The organism is Actinomycetes bacterium (genome assembly GCA_035489715.1).
In the GTDB taxonomy this organism is placed as follows: domain Bacteria; phylum Actinomycetota; class Actinomycetes; order JACCUZ01; family JACCUZ01; genus DATHAP01.
The window spans coordinates 13,086-31,924 of the sequence record DATHAP010000091.1 but is presented as its reverse complement, the minus strand read 5'-3'; the positions used below and the strand labels follow the sequence as shown (position 1 = coordinate 31,924).

Here is an 18,839-nt window from a genome sequence, read left to right as displayed (position 1 = left end):
GTACGCCGCGGCGTCACCCTGGCCGTCGACTACGCGCACGAGCGGGCCGCGCGACCGGCTGCCGGGTCGCTGACGGCGTACCGCAACGGGCGGCAGGTCCCACCCGTGCCGGACGGGACACGCGACCTGACCGCGCACGTGGCCCTGGACGCGTGCGCGGGCGCCGGGGAGGCGGCGGGCGCGACGGCGACGGTCCTTACCGCGCAGGGAGAAGCCCTGCGTGGGCTCGGCGTCGGGGGCGCCCGGCCGGGGCGGACCGAGGCGGAGCGGGACCCGGCCGGCTACCTGGCCGCACTGGCCAGGGCGGGGGAGGCGGCCGAGCTCACCGACCCGGGCGGGCTCGGCGGCTTCGGCTGGCTGCAGCAGGCCATCGCCTGACGGTCGGCGCCCACTGCCGGAGGGTTGAGTCCTCCGGGCGCCGGCGGCTACCAGGGCAGCCGGCGCCCGGAGGGAGTCCGGAGGTCGAGCGCGACCGGCGGCTGCTTCGGGCCGCGACGCTGCACCCGCACGAGGCGCCGCGCGGGGCGCTCCGGCTGTCCGAGGGCATCGAGGGCAGGCCTGCTGCTCGCCATAACTGATTGTCGGCGCGACCACGCCGAAGCATGAGAGGCGGATGCGCGATTCCTGCCTGGCCAGTGTGCACCAGGCGGCATGGGTCGATCAGTCGCGGACCGGCACCGACGAGTAGCCGCGCAGGACGAACGTAGGACGCCGCACCGGCTTGCCGGCCGGTTTCAGCTCGGGGAATCGGGTCAGGAGCGTCGGCAGCGCCGTCTGCAGCTCCATCCGGGCCAGCGGGGCACCGAGGCAGTGGTGCAGGCCGGCGCCGAACGACAGGTGCTGGTTGGGCCGGCGGACGATGTCGAGCCGGTCCGGCTCCGGGAAGGCCGCCGGGTCGCGGTTGGCCGAGCCGAGCAGGGCCGCGATGCGGGTGCCGGCCTCGACGGTCACGCCGCCCACGACGACGTCCTCCTTGGCGGTGCGCTCGAAGAGCTGCAGCGGCGAGTCGTAGCGCAGCAGCTCCTCCACGGCCGGCTCGACGAGGTCGGGCTCGGCGCGAAGCCGGGCGAGGTCGTCGGGGTGGTCCAGCAGGGCGACCATGCCGTTGCCGAAGCCGTTGACCGACGCCTCGTGTCCGGCGTTGAGCAGCAGGATCGCCGAAGCGACCAGCTCGTCGCCGGTGAGCCGCTCCCCCGCCTGCTCCTCGGCCGCCAGGTGGCTGACCAGGTCCTCTCGTGGCCGGGCCCGCCGTTCGTCGGCAAGTGCCCGCATGTAGGCGGCGAACTCCACCGCCGCGGCGACGGCCCGCTCCTCCGCCTCGGGGGTGCGGCCGTACTCGTACATCGCGACGATCGCCTGGGACCAGGGCCGCAGCAGGTGGCGGTCCTCCTCGGGCACGCCGAGCAGCTCGGCCACGACCGCGACCGGCAGCGGCTCGGCGTAGTCGCCGATCAGGTCGAAGCCCTCGGGGTCGACCTGGTCGAGCAGGTCGGCCGTCATCTGCGCCACGCGGGGCCGAAGCCGCTCGACGTGGCCGCGGGCAAAGGACTTGGCGACCAGGGAGCGCAGCCGGGTGTGCACCGGCGGCTCGTTCTCCATCATCTGGTTGCGGTGCAGGTCGTTGAAGGAGGCGAACCGGTCGGCCGGCTGGCGGTCGGTCCAGAGCCGACCCAGCCTGCGGTCGCGCAGCACCTGGTTGGCGTGCTCGTAAGACAGCGCGAGCCACTGGCCGGTCTGCTCGTGCCACACGACGGGCGACCGCCCGCGCAGCGCGGCCAGCGCCGGATAGGGGTCGTCGAGGAAACCCTCGCCGCCGAGGTCGAGTGGCTCCGGGCCGGACGAGGGGACCCCGTGGCCCACGACGTCGGCGACCTCCGACGCGTCGGAGGAGACGCCGTGGCCGACGACCTCGTCGTCCAGCCCGGCGTCGGTGCGTCGGCGCGGGGGCCTCACAGCGTCCTCAGCGTCCTCAGCGTCCTCAGCGTCCTGAGCGTCCTCACAGGGTCACGCTAGGCCCGTCCGGCGCCGACGGGGGCTGCATCCAGCGATCCGGTCGGGCCACCGCCCGGGCCGCCCGGGCCGCGGCCACCTCGGCGTCGAGCAGCGCCCGCGCGTCGGCGGCGTCCCGGTGCGCCGCCACGACGGCCACCGGGCCCGGCGTGGTGTCCACGTGCAGGGTCGCCAGCCGCAGCCGGCGCTGCACCGCGCCCTGGCTGACCCGCACGCTCTGCACCTTCTCGTGCGGCAGCAGGTCGGTCTCGCGGCGCCACCGCCCGCGACGTACCAGGAGGAACCGGTCGTCACTGCCCACCGCCAGCGACCGCCACTGCAGCGGGTCCAGCCAGCGGGCGCGGCGCGGGACGCCCTGCGGAACCACCTGGCGGCTGTCCAGGCCGGGCAGCACGACGGCGAGCAGCCGGGCCGCCTCGTCGCGGGTCGCGACCGGGGCGAGGACGGAGGCCCGCTGCTGCCCGTCGCCGACGTAGCCGGCCACGTTGGCCTCGACCCGCACCCAGCCGCGGGAGCGCCACAGCAGCGGCTCGACGACCCGCACCGCCTGCACGCGGCCGGGCGGCACAGTCTGCGAGCGGGTCTCGAGCAGGCCGCGGCGCAGCCGCAGCCCGTCCGGCGACTCGGCCACCGTGAAGTCGAACTGCCCGACCACGCCGTTCAGCCCGGCCGGCACCGCGACGAGCAGGAACGGGATGGCCAGGCCGAGCAGGGTGACCTCCCCGCTGACGCCGGCCACCACGACCATCACCACCACCGCCACCAGCCCGCCGACCAGCCCCCCGGTGCGGGCCTGCGCCTCGACGAGGCGGCCGAGCGGCACCGTGAGCAGGACCCGCTCCGGCGCCACCGGTGCCGGGTCGCTGCCGTGGTCGAGCCCGGCGGCGCGGGCGAGCAGCTCGGCCCGCAGCTGCTGCGCGGCCGGCTCGGACAGGTAGGCGAGCGGTGCCTCGGACGACGACCCGCCGGCCACCTCGAGCCGCAGCTCCGCGAGGCCCAGCGCACGAGCGACCAGCGGGCGCACGACGTCGACGGCCTGCAGCCGGTCGAGACGGACCTGGCGGGACCGGCGGAACAGCACCCCGGTCTCGAGCCGGAGGTCGTCGCGGCCGACCCGGTAGTGCGTGCGCCGCCAGGACAGCCAGCCGTAGGCGATGCCGACCGGGATGCTGGCGGCGATCGCGAGGAAGAGGTAGCCGGGCGACACGTCGCCGTACATCTGCTGCAGGGCGACGGCGACGACGGCGGCGAACACCTTCCACCCGCGAAGCACCGGGGTGAGCGGGTGCAGCCGGCGGAAGGTGCCGGTGTCCGCCGCTGCGTCGTCCGGCGCTGCCTCGGGTGCATCAGTCACGGCTACAGGCCCGCGGCCGTTGCCTCGCCGCGGGCGGCCAGCCGGTCGCGCAGGCGGGCGGCCTCCGCCGGGACGAGGCCGGGGATCGACGCGTCGGTGGCCGCCGCCGCTGTGTGCAGTTGGACGGTGGCCAGCCCGAACCGGCGGTCCAGCGGCCCGGCGGTGACGTCGACGAACTGCATCCGGCCGTACGGCACCACGACCAGCTGCCGCCGGAGCACGCCACGGGTCACCAGCAGGTCCTCGGCCCGCTCCGCGTAGCCCCACGAGCGCACGGTGCGGCCCACGACGGCCCACACCCAGGCCAGCCCGAGCAGGGCGACGAGGGCGGCCAGCGCGCCGAGCCAGGCGTGGACCAGCCAGAGCAGGACTGCGAGCAGCACGCCCAGCGGCACCCACACGACGAGCAGGCCGATCCGGCGCACCGTCGCCAGGCGCGGGGACACCCGCACCCAGGGCTCACCGGGCGGGTCGAAGGGCTCGCTCACGGGGCCGACGCTACCCACCGGCCCTCCTCCGCGCCGGGCCGCGCCCCGCATGGTGTCGTGGCGCTTCCCGACTGCGCGGCACGGCTGGCAGACTCGGCGCCGATGAGCACCGGCCCGGTCGAGCGCACCGTCGGTCTCGGCGCGGGGGCGGCCGAGGTGGCGGGCGACCGGCTCGCCACCCAGGACATGGTCCTCAACATCGGGCCGCAGCACCCCGCGACGCACGGTGTGCTGCGGCTCCGGCTCACCCTCGACGGCGAGCGCATCCTCGCCGCCGAGCCGATCGTCGGCTACATGCACCGCGGCGCCGAGAAGCTCTTCGAGGTCCGCGACTACCGGCAGATCATCGTGCTGGCCAACCGGCACGACTGGCTGTCGGCGTTCGCCAACGAGCTGGGGGTCGTCCTTGCGGCCGAGCGGATGCTCGGCATGGAGGTGCCGGTCCGCGCGACCTGGGTCCGGACGCTTCTGGCCGAGCTCAACCGGGTGCTCAACCACCTGATGTTCCTCGGCAGCTACCCGCTCGAGGTCGGCGCGATCACGCCGATCTTCTACGCCTTCCGTGAGCGCGAGACCGTGCAGGCCGTCATGGAGGAGCTCTCCGGCGGCCGCATGCACTACATGTTCAACCGGGTGGGCGGGCTCAAGGAGGAGCTGCCGGCCGGCTGGACCGGCCGGGCGCGCACCGCGGTGCACGAGGTGCGTCGACGGTTGCCCGACATCGAGAACCTCATCCTGGGCAACGAGATCTTCCGGGCCCGGACGCGTGGTGTCGGGGTGCTCCCACCCGAGCTCGTGAGGGCGTACGGCGTCAGCGGACCCATCGCCCGCGCCTCCGGGCTGGACATGGATCTGCGCCGGGACGAGCCGTACCTGGCCTACGGCGAGCTGGACGTGCCGGTCGTCACCCGGACCGAGGGCGACTGCCTGGCCCGCTTCCAGGTGCTGCACGGGCAGCTGCGGGCGTCGCTCGACCTGGCCGACGCGTGCCTCGACCGGCTGGCTGCGCTGCCGCCGGGACCGGTGACCACCCGGCTGCCCAAGGTGCTCAAGGTCCCCGAGGGGTCGACCTACGCGTGGACCGAGAACCCGCTGGGCCTCAACGGCTACTACCTGGTGTCCCGGGGCGAGAAGACGCCGTGGCGGCTCAAGCTTCGCTCGGCGTCGTTCAACAACGTGCAGGTGCTGACCGAGCTGCTGCCCGGGACGCTGGTGGCCGACATGGTGGCGATCCTGGGGTCGACGTTCTTCGTGGTCGGCGACGTCGACAAATGATGTGGTCGGCGACGTCGTCAAGTAGCGCGGTCGGCGACGTCGACAAGCAGCGAATGATCGACTGTGCGCCGACACACCGGTCCGTCGGCGTGTCCGGTGCCGCAGCGCACAGTCGAGCGGGTGAGCGGGGCTGCAGGTGGCTCAGGCGATGCGGCGGGTCTCCCGGCCGGCCGAGCCGGCGTCGGCGGTCGTGGCGGCCGCGGCGACCTCGGCGGCCGGGTCGGCGGGCTCGGACCCGCGGTCGGTGGCCGGGTCGAGCAAGGTGCGCTCGGGCAGGTCGGAGAGCACGATCTCGGTGCGTGCGGTGTCGGGCGAGCGGTCCGCGCTGGCGAGGGCGGCCGCCATCTCGCGATCCAGGGTGCGCCCGGCCGTGCGGGCCAGGGCGAGCCGGACGAGGGGCAGCTCGAGGGCGACCGGCGGGTCGGCCACCGGCATGGCGGCGGGGCCGTGCGCCGGGGCGGTCAGCTGGTCGCGGGTCGTGGCCAGCTGCTCGCGGGTGGCGGACAGCTCGCCGCGGGTGGCGGTCAGGTCGAAGGCCAGGGTCGTGGCGGTGGCCTCCGCGGCGGCGACCGCCTCGCGCATCTGCGCGACGGTCACCCGCAGGGCGACGACCTCGGCATCGAGGGCGGCCAGCCGGGCCTTCTGGCTGGACCGGAAGAGGCGGCCGAGCGAGCCGCCCACCGCGCCGGAGAGGGCCCGCCCCCACACGACGAAGCGACGAGGCCTACGGTGCCGTCCCGGTGACATGAGCCGGACGGTACGCCGGTCGGAGCCTCAGATGGTGGCAACACGCCCATAGGCATCATCAGCAACGCTAGTCACGGGAGTCACATGAGCATCACGCTGCTGGACTGGCGGCGCTCCGTCGCCGCGCTCTATGCCGGCGTCCGGGCCGAGCCGGACCCGGCGGCCGGCCACGAGCTGTGGCGGACCGGGCGGGACCACCTGCTGGCCCACCACCCCAGCTCGCCGCTTCTTCCCGAGGACCGGGACGCCTTCACGGGTGCCCGGGTGGCGCCGTACGACCCGGCCCTGCGTTTCGTCCTCGAGGTGGATCCCGACGTCGAGCCGCACCGCCTCGAGGTGCCGACCGCCACCGACGGCGTCGTGCCCTTCGAGCGCTTCGGCGTGCTGCACCTGCCGGCCGACGGACCGGTGCCGGGCGACCTGGACGTGTGGTGGCTCGACTCCTACGGCGGCGGCGTCTTCGTGCCGGTCAAGGACGGCCTGGCCGGGCGCGAGACGTACGGCGCGGGGCGCTACCTGGTCGACACCGTCAAGGGCGCCGACCTGGGCGGCGAGATCGACCTGGCCACCGGGCGCGGCAGCCTGGTCGTCGACCTGAACTTCGCCTACAACCCGTCCTGCGCCTACGACCCGGCGTGGATGTGCCCGCTGGCCCAGCCCGGGAACACGCTCGCCGCCCCGGTGCGGGGCGGCGAGCTGTATCCCGTGCGGGTCGACTGACCGCTGGCGGTCGCCCCTACGAGGAGGCGAGGGCCGCGTCGGAGGAGAAGACCAGGCCGACCGAGATCTTGCCCTGCTGCAGCGCGGTCTTGGTGAGCGGGCCGCCGGCGTCGAGGGACGAGAAGCTGTCGATCGCCAGGCCGTAGGTGTCCTCGAGACCGGGCTGGCAGAACGGCCGCTCCGGGCACTCCGGCGGGCCGCCGAGGACGAGGCCGGAACCGCACTCCTCGGCCAGGTCGGACAGCGTCTCGACACCGTGCTCGTCGGCGAACCCGGTGGTCACGGCGAACGAGTTGACGTCTTCCGCCTCGGACGGCTCGCCGAAGACGAGGCCGACCTGCTCCCCCAGGTCGGTGAGCCCCTCGACGGTCGCGTCCAGGTCGCCGCTGGCCACCGGCTCGGCCTCAGGGCCGTTCAGCGCCTTGTTGAGCGTCTCGGTCAGCGTGCCCGCGTACTCCGGGATGACGTCGATGGTGCCCTTCTCCAGCGCCGGCAGGTAGACCTCGCGGTTGCCGAGCTGCTTGACGCTCGCGTCGAAGCCGGCCGCGTCGAGCACCTCGGCATAGATGTTGCCCAGCGTGGCGTTCTCCGAGAAGTTGGCGTGGCCGACCACGATCTTGCCCTCCCCGCCGGAGAGGCCGTCGGCGAGACCCTCGTCCTCGACGAACTGCTTGGCGACGTTGGGCGAGGTCTCTCGGTCGACGTCGGTCTGCTTGTTCAGCGAGATCAGGGTGTCGGTGTCCAGCGCGTCCGAGACCGAGTTGAGCGCCTCGAGCAGGGCGTCGGACGACGACTCCGCGTTGACCGCCGGGATGATGTTGTCGACCGTCTGCAGCTCCTGGTCGTCCTCGAGCACGACGAGCTGGTCGCCGGCGACCGGTGCGCAGTCGGCCTTGCCGCCCGCTGTGCTGCTGGAGGTCGCCTTGGCCTTGGTGCCGGAGGAGCCGCTGTCGCCGCACGCCGTGAGCGCGAGGGAGAGGAGCAGCACTCCGACGAGTGCGAACGTGCGCGTGCGCATGTGGTGCCCCGCCTTCTGTGTCCCGCCGCCGCGGTCCGTCCGCGTCGGCGCGTGTCTGGCGGGCCACGGAACGGACCCGCAGCCTCCACCCTGACCGCCGGGTGTGACAGTTGCAACCGGAGGCCGGATCACGGACCGGTCACGAAAGGCCGCGACGTCCCCTCCGGAGCGGATGCGCGGTCACGACGCCGCGGTCCGGCTCCGGAGACGCGCTCAGGCCGGGTCGGCGGCCGTCCGCACCGCGCCGCGGCCGCGCCGCAGGGGGCGGCGCTGGCGTCCGGGCGTGACGGCGTGCTGGACCAGCGCGAGGGTGCCCTCGGTGAGCAGCGCCAGCAGCGCCACCAGGATGCCGCCGGCCAGGATCTGCGGCCGGTCCTGCTGGCCGAACCCGTCGGTGATGATCCGACCCAGCCCGCCGCCGCCGACGAGAGCCGCGAGGGTGGCGGTCGCGACGACCTGCACCGAGGCGGTGCGGAAGCCGGCTGCGATCAGCGGGACGGCCAACGGCAGCTCGACCCGCAGCAGCACGGCGGAGCCGGACATGCCCATGCCCCGCGCGGCCTCCACCACGTCCGGGTCGACCTCGCGCACGCCGACGTAGGCGTTGGTCAGCAACGCGGGGATGGCGAACAGCGCCAGCGCGATGATCGTCGCCCGGTTGCCGAAGCCGATCGCCGTCGAGGCGAAGATGGTGAGAAGCGCCAGGGTCGGGATCGCCCGTGAGACGTTGGACACGACGACGGTGAACCCGCCGCCACGGCCCAGGTGTCCGAGGACCAGCGCCAGCGGCAGCGCGACGAGCGCGGCGAAGAAGACCGCGAAGCCGGAGATGTAGAGGTGCTCGTAGGTCAGGTAGGGCACCCCCGTCTTGCCCTCGTAGTTGAGCGGGTCGTTGAGCCAGACGATGGCGTCGCCGAGCGTGCTCATCGGCACCGGCACGACCGCGGCGAGGCTCACGAGCGCCTCCTCGCCCAGGGGGTCATCAGCCTCGTCGCCCCGGCGAGCAGGACGTCGAAGGCCAGGCCCAGCGCCACCGTCAGCAGCGACGCCGTCATGATCTCGGCCTTGTAGGTGTTGTTCTGGAAGCCGCGCAGGATCAGCCCGCCCAGCCCGCCGTAGCCGACCACGACGCCGACGGTGACCAGCGCAACCGTCGAGACCGTGGCCACCCGGACGCCGGCCATGATCGACGGGAGCGCCACGGGCACCTCGACCTGCCACAGCATGCGGGTCCGGCCGTAGCCCATGCCGGCGGCCGCCTCCCGCACGTCGGGCGGCACGCCCTGCAGGCCGGTGAGCGTGTTGCGCACCAGGACGAGCAGGGCGTAGATCACCAGTCCGAACAGCACGGTCCGCCGGGTCAGCCCGAACGCGTCCATCGGGGCGATGAAGGCGAAGAGGGCCAGTGACGGGATGGTGTAGAGGACACCGGTGACGCCGAGGACCGGGCCGGCCAGCCACCGGTAGCGGTAGGAGAGGACGGCGAGCGGGAAGGCGATCAGCATCGCGACGAGCACCGTCTCGACGGTCAGCAGCACGTGGTCGACCAGAGCCTGCTCGAGGTCCCCCCGGTTGTCCTGCACGTACTCCCAGGAGAACCATGGGTTAGCCGCCTCCCCCGCGGCCAACACAGGATGAGACGCAGACGCTCCGGACAGGAAGGGCACGGGTGGACGCTACCCACGATCCGATGATCCGACTCGACGGAGTCGGGAAGCGCTACGAGGACGGCACCGTGGCCGTCCATGAGCTCGACCTCGACGTGCCCGAGGGCGAGCTCGTCGTGCTCGTCGGACCGTCTGGCTGCGGCAAGTCGACCACGCTGAAGATGGTCAACCGGCTGATCGAGCCCACGACCGGCCGCATCCTGCTGCAGGGCGAGGACGTCACCCACACCGACCCGGTGCAGCTGCGACGCCGGATGGGCTACGTCATCCAGCAGACCGGGCTCTTCCCGCACCAGGACGTCGCGACCAACGTGGCGACGGTGCCGCGACTGCTCGGCTGGGACAAGAAGCGGGTCCGGTCACGGGTGGGCGAGCTGCTCGAGCTCGTCGGCCTGGACCCGGAGCGCTTCGCCAAGCGCTACCCGCACCAGCTCTCCGGCGGGCAGCGCCAGCGGGTCGGCGTGGCCCGGGCCCTGGCCGCGGACCCTCCGGTGCTGCTCATGGACGAGCCTTTCGGGGCCGTCGACCCGATCGTGCGCGACCGGCTGCAGGCCGAGTTCGTCCGGCTGCAGCGCGAGGTCCGCAAGACCGTGCTGTTCGTCACCCACGACCTCGACGAGGCGGTGAGGCTCGGCGACCGGATCGCGGTGTTCCGCGACGGTGGCCACCTCGAGCAGTACGACGCACCGCCGCGCATCCTGGGCGCCCCTGCCACCGACTTCGTGCGCAGCTTCGTCGGCAGCGACCGCGGCCTCAAGCGGCTCTCGGTGACCACGATCGACGTCGACGACCTCGACCACCCGCCGGTCGTCCACCTCGACGACCGGATCGCCGAGGCGACCTCCTCGCTGCGCAGCGCCGACGCGCGGTGGGGCGTCGTGCTCGACGACCGCGACGGCCTGCACGGCTGGGTGGCGGCGACCGAGTCCGGCGACGGCACGGTGGCGGAACGGGCCCGGCGCATGGAGGCCTGGGTCCCGGTCGGCTCGACGCTCAAGGCCGCGTTCTCCGAGATGCTGCAGCACGACGCCGGCTGGGTCGCGGTGCTCGACGGCGACCGCTACCTCGGCGTGCTCACGCCGACGACCCTGCACGAGGCGCTGCGCCGCTCCGTGGAGTCCGACCTGCAGGGCGTCGCGCGGGACAGCGTGGACCTGGAGACCGTCCCGTCGGCGTGACGGGCGACGTCACGCTCCTCGATGGAGCCCTGCTCGTCGTGGCCGGCCTCGCCGCAGGTCTGGTGGGCAGCGTCGCGGGGCTGGCCTCGATCGTCAGCTACCCCTCCCTGCTCGCCGTCGGCCTGTCCCCCGTCGCGGCCAACGTCACGAACACCGTCGGCATCACCTTCGCCGGCGTGGGATCCACCCTCGGCTCCGGCCCAGAGCTGCGCGGTCAGACGCCCGCCCTGCGCCGCCTCGGCGTCACCTCCGTCGTCGGTGGCCTCGCCGGCGCCGCGCTGCTGCTCGTGACGCCGTCCACGACCTTCGAGAAGCTGGTGCCCTTTCTCATCGGCGGCGCCGCGCTCGCCGTGCTCGCCCGGCCGCGCGCCCATCTCGACGTCGCGACCGGCCGCGGCACCGAGGTCGCGCAGGTGGTCGGCATCCTGCTGGCCTCGCTCTACGGCGGCTACTTCGGCGCCGCGGCAGGGGTGATGATGCTGGCGGTGCTGACCCAGACCTCCGCCCAGCCGCTGCCGCGGCTGATCGCCCTCAAGAACGTGCTGCTCTTCGCCGCCAACGCCGTGGCCGCGCTGTGGTTCGTCGTCGCCGGCCCGGTCGACTGGGCGGCGGCGGTGCCGATCGGCGTGGGGTTCTTCGTCGGCGGCCGGCTCGGTCCGAGCATCGTCCGGCGCGCCCCGGCCGGGCCGCTCCGACTCTTCATCTCGGTCGCCGGGCTCGTGGTCGCGGCGAAGCTGGCCGCAGACGCCTACGGTTGACCGGCGTGGCGACGCAGCGCTGGGTCCTGCACGTGGACCTCGACCAGTTCCTCGCCGCTGCCGAGCTGCTCCGCCACCCCGAGCTGGCCGGCCGGCCGGTCGTCGTCGGGGGCGACGGCGACCCGACCAAGCGTGGCGTCGTGAGCACCGCGTCGTACGAGGCGAGGGAGCACGGCGTGCGCTCCGGCGTGCCGCTGCGCACCGCCGCCAAGCGCTGCCCCGACGCGGTCTTCCTCCCGGTCGACAAGCCCTACTACGAGGAGATCTCGACGGTGGTGATGGCCACCCTGGCGCGCACCGTGCAGGAAGTCGCGGGCCGCGCCGTCGTCGAGGTGCTCGGGTGGGACGAGGCCTTCGTCGCCGCCGACACCGACGACCCCGAGGTCGTGGCCCGCACCGTGCAGCAGCGGGTCCGTGAGGCGACCGGTCTCGACTGCAGCGTCGGCATCGGCCAGAACCCCTTGCAGGCCAAGCTCGCCACCGACTTCGGCAAGCCGGCCGGCGTCTTCCGCCTCACCCACGACACCTGGTGGCAGGTGATGGGCGACCGGCCGACCGACGCGCTGTGGGGCATCGGCGCGAAGACGGCGGCCAAGCTCGCCGGCCTCGGGATCACCACGGTCCGCGAGCTGGCGGCGGGCGACCCCGATGCGCTGGCCCGCCGCTTCGGCCCGGCGACCGGCCCGTGGCTGGTCCGCCGGGCCACCGGCCATGACCCGTCGAAGGTGGTCGACACCCCCTGGGTGGCGCGAAGCCGGGGACGTCAGGTGACCTTCCAGGAGGACCTCACCGACCGGGCCGACGTGCGCCGGGAGCTGCTCGCCCTGGTGCCGGTCGTCACCGCCGACGTCGCGGCCGAGGGACGGCCGGCGGTGCGGGTCGTGGTGACGGTCCGGTGGCGGTCGTTCCGCACCCGGTCCCATGGCCGTACGTTGCCGCAGCCGACCGGCGAGGCCGCCCTGATCGAGGCCGCAGCACTCGAGGCCCTGGCGGACTTCGACGACGACCGGCCGGTGCGGCTGGTCGGGCTGCGTGCCGAGCTCGCGCCACCGTCGTAGGACCCCGCTCCACCCGGTGACCGCGCGGGCGGCCGGCCTCGACGTCGCCGTGCTGCACGACACGATCCGGCTCGAGCCCGGTCACCCCTACCTCGCGCTGCCGATCGCCTTCAGCCGATCCTCGAGCCGCACCTGCGCGACGTCGTCCCCGGCCCCGAGCTGGCCGACCTGCGCCGCGCCGCGGAGGCCGAGCTCGCCCCGCCCGGATGCGGGAGGAACCACCTTCACCCTCGTCCAGACCCTCGCCCGGGTCCCCTGACCCACCAACCGGAAGGAATTGCCATGCGCCTCGCCCCACCCGCCCGCTCCGCCCGCCCGTACGACGTCGCCCGGCACCGGCGCCGCCGCATCTCCGCGGAGAGGCCCTCACGACGGGGGCGCTCGCCAAGATCGGCCCCCCGCCGAGCATCCGGTGAGCTCGCCGGCCGCGCGGTCAGAGGCGGTGCGCCGGGTCGTCCAGGTCCCCCGGCAGGTCCGGACCCTCGTCCCCGCCGCGGATCCGGCAGGCCCGCTCCAGGAGCAGCCCGGCGACCGTGAGCAGAGCAGCGCCGGCGAGCGCTACGACGGCGATGACCGCGCGCTCGCGGCGGCTGACCACGTCGACGCCGGGCAGCAGGAGGAGCAGGTAGCCGAGGTAGAAACCGCCCACGATCGGCCCGACGTGCGCGCTCGCCTTCCCGAGCACCGCCATCCTGGCCACGCCGAGCGGGTTGGGCAGCCGGTCGCTGCGCAGCCGGGAACGGAGTGCGACCCAGCTGACCAGAACGGCGACCGCGAGCACGATGATCCCGACCGGGGCCAGCCAGTCGAGGTCGGGCAGGCTCGTGCCGTGGCGGTCGGCGACCCGCAGCATGCCCCAGACGACCGCCGTCACCACGGCGAGCAACGCAACGAGGGTGGACACCCGGGTCGGCCTCATGCAGGCACCTCGAGCACCAGGTCCGCGCGCCGCCGGACGCCGGACCGGTCCACGGCGGCGAGCAGGTCGGCGACCCGACCCCGCCCCGGCACCTGCGCGGCGGGGTCGACGTCGAGCCATGGCACGAGGACGAAGGCCCGCTCCGCGGCTCGCGGGTGGGGCACCGCGAGGTCCGGCTCGGCCACCCGGAGGTCGCCGACGACGACCACGTCGACGTCCAGCGTCCGCGGGCCCCACCGCACCTCACGCGCCCGGCCGAACGCTGCCTCCACCGCGAGAGACCGCTCGAGCAGCTCCCGTGGGCCGAGCGCGCCCTCGACGAGCACGACCGCGTTGAGGTAGTCGGGCTGGTCCGGCCCGCCGACCGGGGCGGTCTCGTAGACCGGCGAGACCGCCACGACGGTCAGCCCCGGTGTGCCGGCCAACTCCTCGACCGCACCCTGGAGGATGCCCGCCCGGTCGCCCTGGTTGCTGCCGAGCGCGAGGACCGACCGGTGCCGTCGTGCGGCCGGTCCGCCCTGATCGCCGCTCACCGGCTGCGCACGATCGTGACGGCCACGTCGTCGAACGGGACGGTGATGGGCGCCTCCGGCTTGTGCACCGTGACGGCCGCCTCGACCACTCGAGGATCGGCCAGGCAGACGTCCGCGACCCGCTGGGCCAGCGTCTCGACCAACGCCACCGGCTCGCCCACGACGACGGCCAGCACCTGCTCGGCGAGCCGCCCGTAGTCGACCGTGTCGGTGACGTCGTCGCTCCCTGCGGCGGGCCGAAGGTCCAGCGCCAGCTCGACGTCGACGACGAAGAGCTGCCCGGTCGAGCGCTCGGCGTCGTACACGCCGTGGAAGCCGTGTCCCCGCAGACCGCGCAGGACGATGCGGTCACTGCCCTCGGTCACCCGTCCACCTCCTGCGCCGCGAGCACCGGGGAGGCGTGATGCACCCACAGCCGCCAGCCTGCGGCGGTGCGGCGGAACACGTTGGTCGCGACCGCTCTCCCGCCGGCCAGTCCCGGCGACGGGTCGGCCGGCGTCGAGGGCATGCCGGTGAGCATGTTCTCGCCGCAGGTCACGACCGCCGTGTCGCCGGTGACCGAGACCGTCACGTCGGTCAGCACGAACTGGATGTACGACGTGTTGGCCATGATCATCGACCATGAGCGCAGCACCGGGCCGGTGCCGTGCAGCGGCGCCCACCCGGGGTGCACGCAGGTGACGACCTCGGCGGCCGAGTCCTCGAGCCAGACCGCGGTCATCAGGTCTATGTCGCCGGTCTCGAAGGCGTCGTAGAGCGCGGTGTTCGCGGCACGCACCGCCTCGACGTCGCCGGCCCGCGGTTGGCTCTGGTCGGGCTGGTCGTTCACTGGTCGACCCTCGCAGATCGCAGCGCGCGCACGACCCGCAGGGCGTCCGCGGTCGGTCGCGCGGCATGGACCCGCACCGCCCAGACGTCGTCGCGGTCGGCGACGAGCGCGGACAGGACGGCGGTCGCGACGTCGCGCTCCTCGACCGGTCGCAGCTCGCCGTGCGCGTCGGCCAGCAGTGCGCCGAGGAAGCCCTTGCGCGACGCGCCGACCAGCAGCGGGCGGCCGAGGCGGGCGACCTGGTCGAGCGCCGCGAGCAGCGACCAGTTGTGCTGGGCGTCCTTGGCGAAGCCGAGGCCGGGATCGAGCACCACCCGCTGCTCGTCGACCCCGGCCGCGACCAGCGCGTCGAGGCGGGCGCGCAGCTCGGCGGTCACCTCGGGCACGACGTCGTCGTAGTGCGCGAGGGCCGCCATCCCGGCGCTGTGCCCCCGCCAATGCATGGCGACGTACGGCACCGGGGACTCGGCGACCACCCGTGCCATGCCCCCGTCGGCGAGACCGCCGCTCACGTCGTTGACCACTGCGGCACCGGCCTCGAGGGCCTGTGCGGCGACCCGCGCGCGCATCGTGTCGATGCTGACGACGACGCCGGCGTCCGCCAGGGCGCGCACGACCGGCAGCACGCGCCGCAGCTCCTCGGCCCCGTCGACCCGCTGCGCGCCGGGCCGCGTCGACTCGCCACCGACGTCGACCAGGTCGGCGCCCTCGGCCACCAGGGCCAGCCCGTGCTCGACCGCCGCGTCGGCCGTGAGGTAGTCGCCGCCGTCGGAGAACGAGTCGGGCGTGACGTTGACGACGCCCATCACCAGGGTGCGGCCGGTGTCGAGGTGTGCGGGCAACCCGGCCGGTGCGGCCGGCGTCACCGCCGATGCCACCTGGCGGTCACCGCCGGGCCACGATGAGGCTCATCGCCTCGGCCCGGGTCGTCGGGTCGCGCAGCTGGCCACGCACCGCCGAGGTGACCGTCGTGGCGCCCGGCTTGCGAATGCCGCGCATCGACATGCACAGGTGCTCGCACTCGACAACGACGATCGCGCCCCGCGGCTCCAGGATCCGCATCAGCGCGTCGGCCACCTGGGTCGTCATGCGCTCCTGCACCTGCGGCCGGCGGGCATAGACGTCGACCAGCCGGGCCAGCTTGGACAGCCCGGTGATCCGGCCCTCCGGCGACGGGATGTAGCCGACGTGCGCGACGCCGGCGAAGGGCACCAGGTGGTGCTCGCACATCGAGCGCACCTCGATGTCCTTGACCAGCACCATCTCGTCGTGGCCGAGGTCGAAGGTCGTGGTCAGGACGTCCTCGGGCTCCTGCCAGAGGCCGGCGAAGATCTCCCGGAAGGCCCGGGCCACCCGCTCGGGGGTCTCGCGCAGGCCGTCGCGGTCGGGGTCCTCACCGATCGCGACCAGCAGGTCACGCGTCGCGCGACGTACGCCGTCGTGGTCGTAGGTGCACTCGCGCTCGACGCCCGGCCCGTCCGGGTCGGTCAACGCTGCGTCAACACCTGTCAACGCCCGTCAGCCGTCCCGACCCAAGGGCCGGCCGGGGATGTCGTCGGAGGGCAGCGGGGACTCGGGCACGTCGGTCGGGCCCGCGATGCCCATGCTGTGCTCCTTGTCCTGGCCGTTGACGCCGTTGGGCGACGCGAGCTCCTTGGGTGTCATCACCGGGCCGGCCTGCGGGGTGCGCTTGGCCGAGCCGGTCCACGCCGGCCGGGCCGGGCGCTTGCGGATGTCGGTGAAGATCGCGGCGACCTGGGCCTTGTCCAGCGTCTCCTTCTCGAGCAGCTCGAGCACCAGCTCGTCGAGGATGTCGCGGTTGTCGACCAGGATCTGCCAAGCCTCGTCGTGCGCCGTCTCGATGAGGCGCTTGACCTCCTCGTCGACGACCCCGGCGACCTCCTCCGAGTAGTCGCGCTGGTGCCCCATGTCGCGGCCGAGGAAGGGCTCGGCGTTCTCCGAGCCGAGCTTGATGGCGCCGATCCGCTCGGTCATGCCGAACTGCGTGACCATCGCGCGGGCGACGCTGGTCGCCTTCTCGATGTCGTTGGCGGCACCCGTCGTCGGGTCATGGAAGACGATCTCCTCGGCCGCGCGGCCACCGAGCATGTAGGCCAGCTGGTCGAGCATCTCGTTACGGGTGGTGGAGTACTTGTCCTCGTCCGGCAGCACCATCGTGTAGCCCAGCGCACGCCCTCGGGACAGGATCGTGATCTTGTGCACCGGGTCGGTGTTGGGAAGTGCCGCGGCCACCAGAGCGTGCCCGCCCTCGTGGTAGGCCGTGATCTTCTTCTCCTTGTCGCTCATGATGCGCGTGCGCTTCTGCGGGCCGGCGACCACCCGGTCGATGGCCTCGTCGAGAGCGCGGGCGTCGATGAGCTTGGCGTCGGAGCGGGCGGTGAGCAGCGCCGCCTCGTTGAGCACGTTGGCCAGGTCGGCGCCGGTGAAGCCGGGGGTGCGCCGGGCGAAGGCCATCAGGTCGATCGACTCGTCGATCGGCTTGCCCTTGGCGTGCACCTGCAGGATCTGGAAGCGGCCCTGCAGGTCGGGGCGCTCGACGGCGATCTGGCGGTCGAACCGGCCCGGGCGCAGCAGGGCAGGGTCGAGGATGTCCGGCCGGTTGGTGGCCGCGATGAGGATCACGCCGCCCTTGACGTCGAAGCCGTCCATCTCGACGAGCAGCTGGTTCAGAGTCTGCTCGCGCTCGTCGTGGCCGCCGCCCATGCCGGCGCCGCGGTGCCGGCCGACGGCGTCGATCTCGTCGACGAAGACGATCGCGGGGGCGTTGGCCTTGGCCTGCTCGAAGAGGTCACGGACCCGGGAGGCGCCGACACCGACGAACATCTCGACGAAGTCGGAGCCGGAGATCGAGTAGAACGGCACACCGGCCTCGCCAGCGACGGCCCGCGCCAGGAGCGTCTTGCCGGTGCCGGGCGGGCCGTACAGCAGGACGCCCTTGGGGATCTTGGCGCCGATCGCCTGGAACTTCGCGGGGTTCTCGAGGAACTCCTTGATCTCCTCGAGCTCCTCAACCGCCTCGTCGGCCCCGGCGACGTCCTTGAACGTCGTCTTCGGGGTGTCCTTGCTGATCAGCTTCGCCTTCGACTTCCCGAACTGCATGACGCGGGAGCCGCCGCCCTGCATCTGGTTGAAGAAGAAGAGGAACAGCACGATCAGGATGAGGATCGGCAGGAAGTTGATGAACAGGCTCACCACCCAGCTGGTGCGCGGCACGCTGTCGGTGAAGCCCTCGGAGGGCGGATTCGCGTTGAGCAGCTGGATGATCTCCCGCGCGCGGGCCTCGACGTAGTCGGCCTTGATCTTGCCGCTCTCCTCGACCTGCTGACCCTCCTTGAGGGTCAGCTCGAGGCGCTGGTCGCGGTCGATCAGCTTGGCCTTGGCGACCTGGCCGTCCTTGATCGCCTTCAGCGCGTCCTCGGTGTCGACCTGCTTGAAGCCACCCGCTACCGACGACAACGACGTCACCAGCAGGACCGCGACGATGACGATGGCGACCCAGAAGAACGGGCCTCGGAAGTAGCGCTTGACGTCCATCGAAGCGGGGCGGGTCGCCCCGTCCCTCCTGCCGGTTGCGGATACGTGACTTTGGGTCGGTTGGTCGGACTCTGACGGTACACCGGGGGCGCCTGACCTGCGGCAGCGTCCGGAACTCGACCAACGCGCCGGTGCCAGGCAGGGGTTCCCGCAGGGGTCAGCCGGGGTCAGCCGGAGTAGACGTGCGGCGCAAGCGTGCCGACGAAGGGCAGGTTGCGGTAGCGCTGCGCGTAGTCGAGCCCGTAGCCGATGACGAACTCGTTGGGGATGTCGAAGCCGACATAGCGGACCGGCACGTCGACCTGGGCCGCCTCGGGCTTGCGCAGCAGGGTGCAGACCTCGACCGAGGCCGGCCCGCGGGAGCCCAGGTTGGACATCAGCCAGGACAGCGTCAGGCCGGAGTCGATGATGTCCTCGACGATCAGCACGTTGCGGCCGGTGATGTCCTTGTCGAGGTCCTTGAGGATCCGGACCACGCCGGAGGACTTGGTGCCCGAGCCGTAGGACGAGACGGCCATCCAGTCCATCTCGACCGGCGAGTGCAGTGCCCGGGCGAGGTCGGCCATGACCATCACGGCACCCTTGAGCACGCCGACGAGCAGCAGGTCCCGACCCTGGTAGTCGGTGTCGATCTCGCCAGCCATCTCGGCCAGCCGGCGCTGGATCTCCTCCTCGGTGATGAGGACCTTCTCCAGCTCCGCGCCCAGATCCTTCTCGTCCACGCCCTCGT

General features: G+C 73.3%; 22 protein-coding genes. 7 read left to right on the top strand and 15 right to left on the bottom strand.

Features of this window, described 5'->3' with window-relative positions; translation table 11 throughout:
• The coding region (locus VK640_07505) for an SAM-dependent methyltransferase (GenBank protein ID HTE73030.1) at nt 1-378 on the top strand (378 nt) is incomplete at its 5' end.
• Nucleotides 379-660: 282 nt separating this feature from the next.
• On the opposite strand, the gene VK640_07500 is transcribed toward VK640_07505, so the two are convergent.
• From VK640_07500 to VK640_07490, 3 genes are read right to left on the bottom strand one after another with little or no spacing between them, the layout of a single operon-like run.
• Nucleotides 661-1,953, bottom strand: coding sequence for a cytochrome P450 (locus VK640_07500; GenBank protein HTE73029.1), 1,293 nt, complete (start codon nt 1,951-1,953; stop codon nt 661-663).
• A 43-nt stretch (nt 1,954-1,996) separates the two neighbouring features.
• Nucleotides 1,997-3,364, bottom strand: a complete 1,368-nt coding sequence (locus tag VK640_07495; protein HTE73028.1) for a PH domain-containing protein — start codon at nt 3,362-3,364, stop codon at nt 1,997-1,999.
• Between the two features lie 2 nt (nt 3,365-3,366).
• Nucleotides 3,367-3,852: a PH domain-containing protein gene (locus VK640_07490; protein ID HTE73027.1), complete on the bottom strand. Its 486-nt coding sequence runs from the start codon at nt 3,850-3,852 to the stop codon at nt 3,367-3,369.
• Nucleotides 3,853-3,954: 102 nt separating this feature from the next.
• On the opposite strand from VK640_07490, the gene VK640_07485 reads away from it, so the two are divergent.
• The gene (locus VK640_07485) at nt 3,955-5,127 is read left to right on the top strand and encodes an NADH-quinone oxidoreductase subunit D (GenBank protein ID HTE73026.1); all 1,173 of its coding nucleotides are present in this window, start codon (nt 3,955-3,957) and stop codon (nt 5,125-5,127) included.
• 141 nt (nt 5,128-5,268) lie between these two features.
• Here the strand turns inward: VK640_07485 and VK640_07480 are convergent, their stop codons facing one another.
• Nucleotides 5,269-5,874, bottom strand: coding sequence for a hypothetical protein (locus tag VK640_07480; protein ID HTE73025.1), 606 nt, complete (start codon nt 5,872-5,874; stop codon nt 5,269-5,271).
• 84 nt (nt 5,875-5,958) lie between these two features.
• On the opposite strand from VK640_07480, the gene VK640_07475 reads away from it, so the two are divergent.
• Nucleotides 5,959-6,594 (top strand): DUF1684 domain-containing protein, encoded by a 636-nt coding sequence (locus VK640_07475; GenBank protein HTE73024.1) that lies wholly within the window; start codon nt 5,959-5,961, stop codon nt 6,592-6,594.
• A 16-nt stretch (nt 6,595-6,610) separates the two neighbouring features.
• On the opposite strand, the gene VK640_07470 is transcribed toward VK640_07475, so the two are convergent.
• The 3 genes from VK640_07470 to VK640_07460 form a co-directional block, all read right to left on the bottom strand.
• Nucleotides 6,611-7,612: a glycine betaine ABC transporter substrate-binding protein gene (locus VK640_07470; protein HTE73023.1), complete on the bottom strand. Its 1,002-nt coding sequence runs from the start codon at nt 7,610-7,612 to the stop codon at nt 6,611-6,613.
• 213 nt (nt 7,613-7,825) lie between these two features.
• Complete coding sequence (locus tag VK640_07465; protein ID HTE73022.1) at nt 7,826-8,539, bottom strand: ABC transporter permease; 714 nt, start codon at nt 8,537-8,539, stop codon at nt 7,826-7,828.
• 26 nt (nt 8,540-8,565) lie between these two features.
• A complete protein-coding gene (locus VK640_07460) occupies nt 8,566-9,243 on the bottom strand; it encodes an ABC transporter permease (protein ID HTE73021.1) in 678 nt (225 codons plus the stop codon).
• Between the two features lie 59 nt (nt 9,244-9,302).
• On the opposite strand from VK640_07460, the gene VK640_07455 reads away from it, so the two are divergent.
• Genes VK640_07455 through VK640_07440 form a run of 4 tightly spaced genes read left to right on the top strand, consistent with a single transcriptional unit; the run spans nt 9,303 to nt 12,532 of the window.
• On the top strand, nt 9,303-10,457 hold the full coding sequence (locus tag VK640_07455; GenBank protein HTE73020.1) for a betaine/proline/choline family ABC transporter ATP-binding protein: 1,155 nt from the start codon (nt 9,303-9,305) through the stop codon (nt 10,455-10,457).
• Nucleotides 10,454-11,215, top strand: a complete 762-nt coding sequence (locus VK640_07450) for a sulfite exporter TauE/SafE family protein (protein ID HTE73019.1) — start codon at nt 10,454-10,456, stop codon at nt 11,213-11,215. The genes VK640_07455 and VK640_07450 overlap by 4 nt, the downstream gene beginning before the upstream one ends.
• 5 nt (nt 11,216-11,220) lie before the next feature.
• The gene (locus VK640_07445; GenBank protein HTE73018.1) at nt 11,221-12,273 is read left to right on the top strand and encodes a DNA polymerase IV; all 1,053 of its coding nucleotides are present in this window, start codon (nt 11,221-11,223) and stop codon (nt 12,271-12,273) included.
• Between the two features lie 16 nt (nt 12,274-12,289).
• Nucleotides 12,290-12,532, top strand: coding sequence for a hypothetical protein (locus VK640_07440; protein ID HTE73017.1), 243 nt, complete (start codon nt 12,290-12,292; stop codon nt 12,530-12,532).
• Between the two features lie 174 nt (nt 12,533-12,706).
• Here VK640_07440 and VK640_07435 read toward each other — a convergent pair whose 3' ends face one another.
• The 8 genes from VK640_07435 to hpt all read right to left on the bottom strand — a co-directional run bounded on the left by VK640_07435 (nt 12,707) and on the right by hpt (nt 18,831).
• Complete coding sequence (locus VK640_07435) at nt 12,707-13,192, bottom strand: DUF3180 domain-containing protein (protein ID HTE73016.1); 486 nt, start codon at nt 13,190-13,192, stop codon at nt 12,707-12,709.
• Nucleotides 13,189-13,725: a 2-amino-4-hydroxy-6-hydroxymethyldihydropteridine diphosphokinase gene (gene folK, locus VK640_07430; protein HTE73015.1), complete on the bottom strand. Its 537-nt coding sequence runs from the start codon at nt 13,723-13,725 to the stop codon at nt 13,189-13,191. Before folK ends, VK640_07435 begins: the two co-directional genes overlap by 4 nt.
• Nucleotides 13,722-14,090: a dihydroneopterin aldolase gene (gene folB, locus VK640_07425; GenBank protein ID HTE73014.1), complete on the bottom strand. Its 369-nt coding sequence runs from the start codon at nt 14,088-14,090 to the stop codon at nt 13,722-13,724. Before folB ends, folK begins: the two co-directional genes overlap by 4 nt.
• Nucleotides 14,087-14,554, bottom strand: coding sequence for a nuclear transport factor 2 family protein (locus VK640_07420; GenBank protein ID HTE73013.1), 468 nt, complete (start codon nt 14,552-14,554; stop codon nt 14,087-14,089). The genes folB and VK640_07420 overlap by 4 nt, the downstream gene beginning before the upstream one ends.
• Complete coding sequence (folP, locus tag VK640_07415; protein ID HTE73012.1) at nt 14,551-15,360, bottom strand: dihydropteroate synthase; 810 nt, start codon at nt 15,358-15,360, stop codon at nt 14,551-14,553. The genes VK640_07420 and folP overlap by 4 nt, the downstream gene beginning before the upstream one ends.
• A 79-nt stretch (nt 15,361-15,439) precedes the next feature.
• Entirely contained in the window at nt 15,440-16,045 is a 606-nt protein-coding gene (folE, locus tag VK640_07410; protein ID HTE73011.1) for a GTP cyclohydrolase I FolE, read from the bottom strand.
• Nucleotides 16,046-16,072: 27 nt separating this feature from the next.
• On the bottom strand, nt 16,073-18,109 hold the full coding sequence (ftsH, locus tag VK640_07405; GenBank protein HTE73010.1) for an ATP-dependent zinc metalloprotease FtsH: 2,037 nt from the start codon (nt 18,107-18,109) through the stop codon (nt 16,073-16,075).
• Nucleotides 18,110-18,276: 167 nt separating this feature from the next.
• The gene (hpt, locus tag VK640_07400) at nt 18,277-18,831 is read right to left on the bottom strand and encodes a hypoxanthine phosphoribosyltransferase (protein HTE73009.1); all 555 of its coding nucleotides are present in this window, start codon (nt 18,829-18,831) and stop codon (nt 18,277-18,279) included.
• Nucleotides 18,832-18,839: the final 8 nt, after the last annotated feature.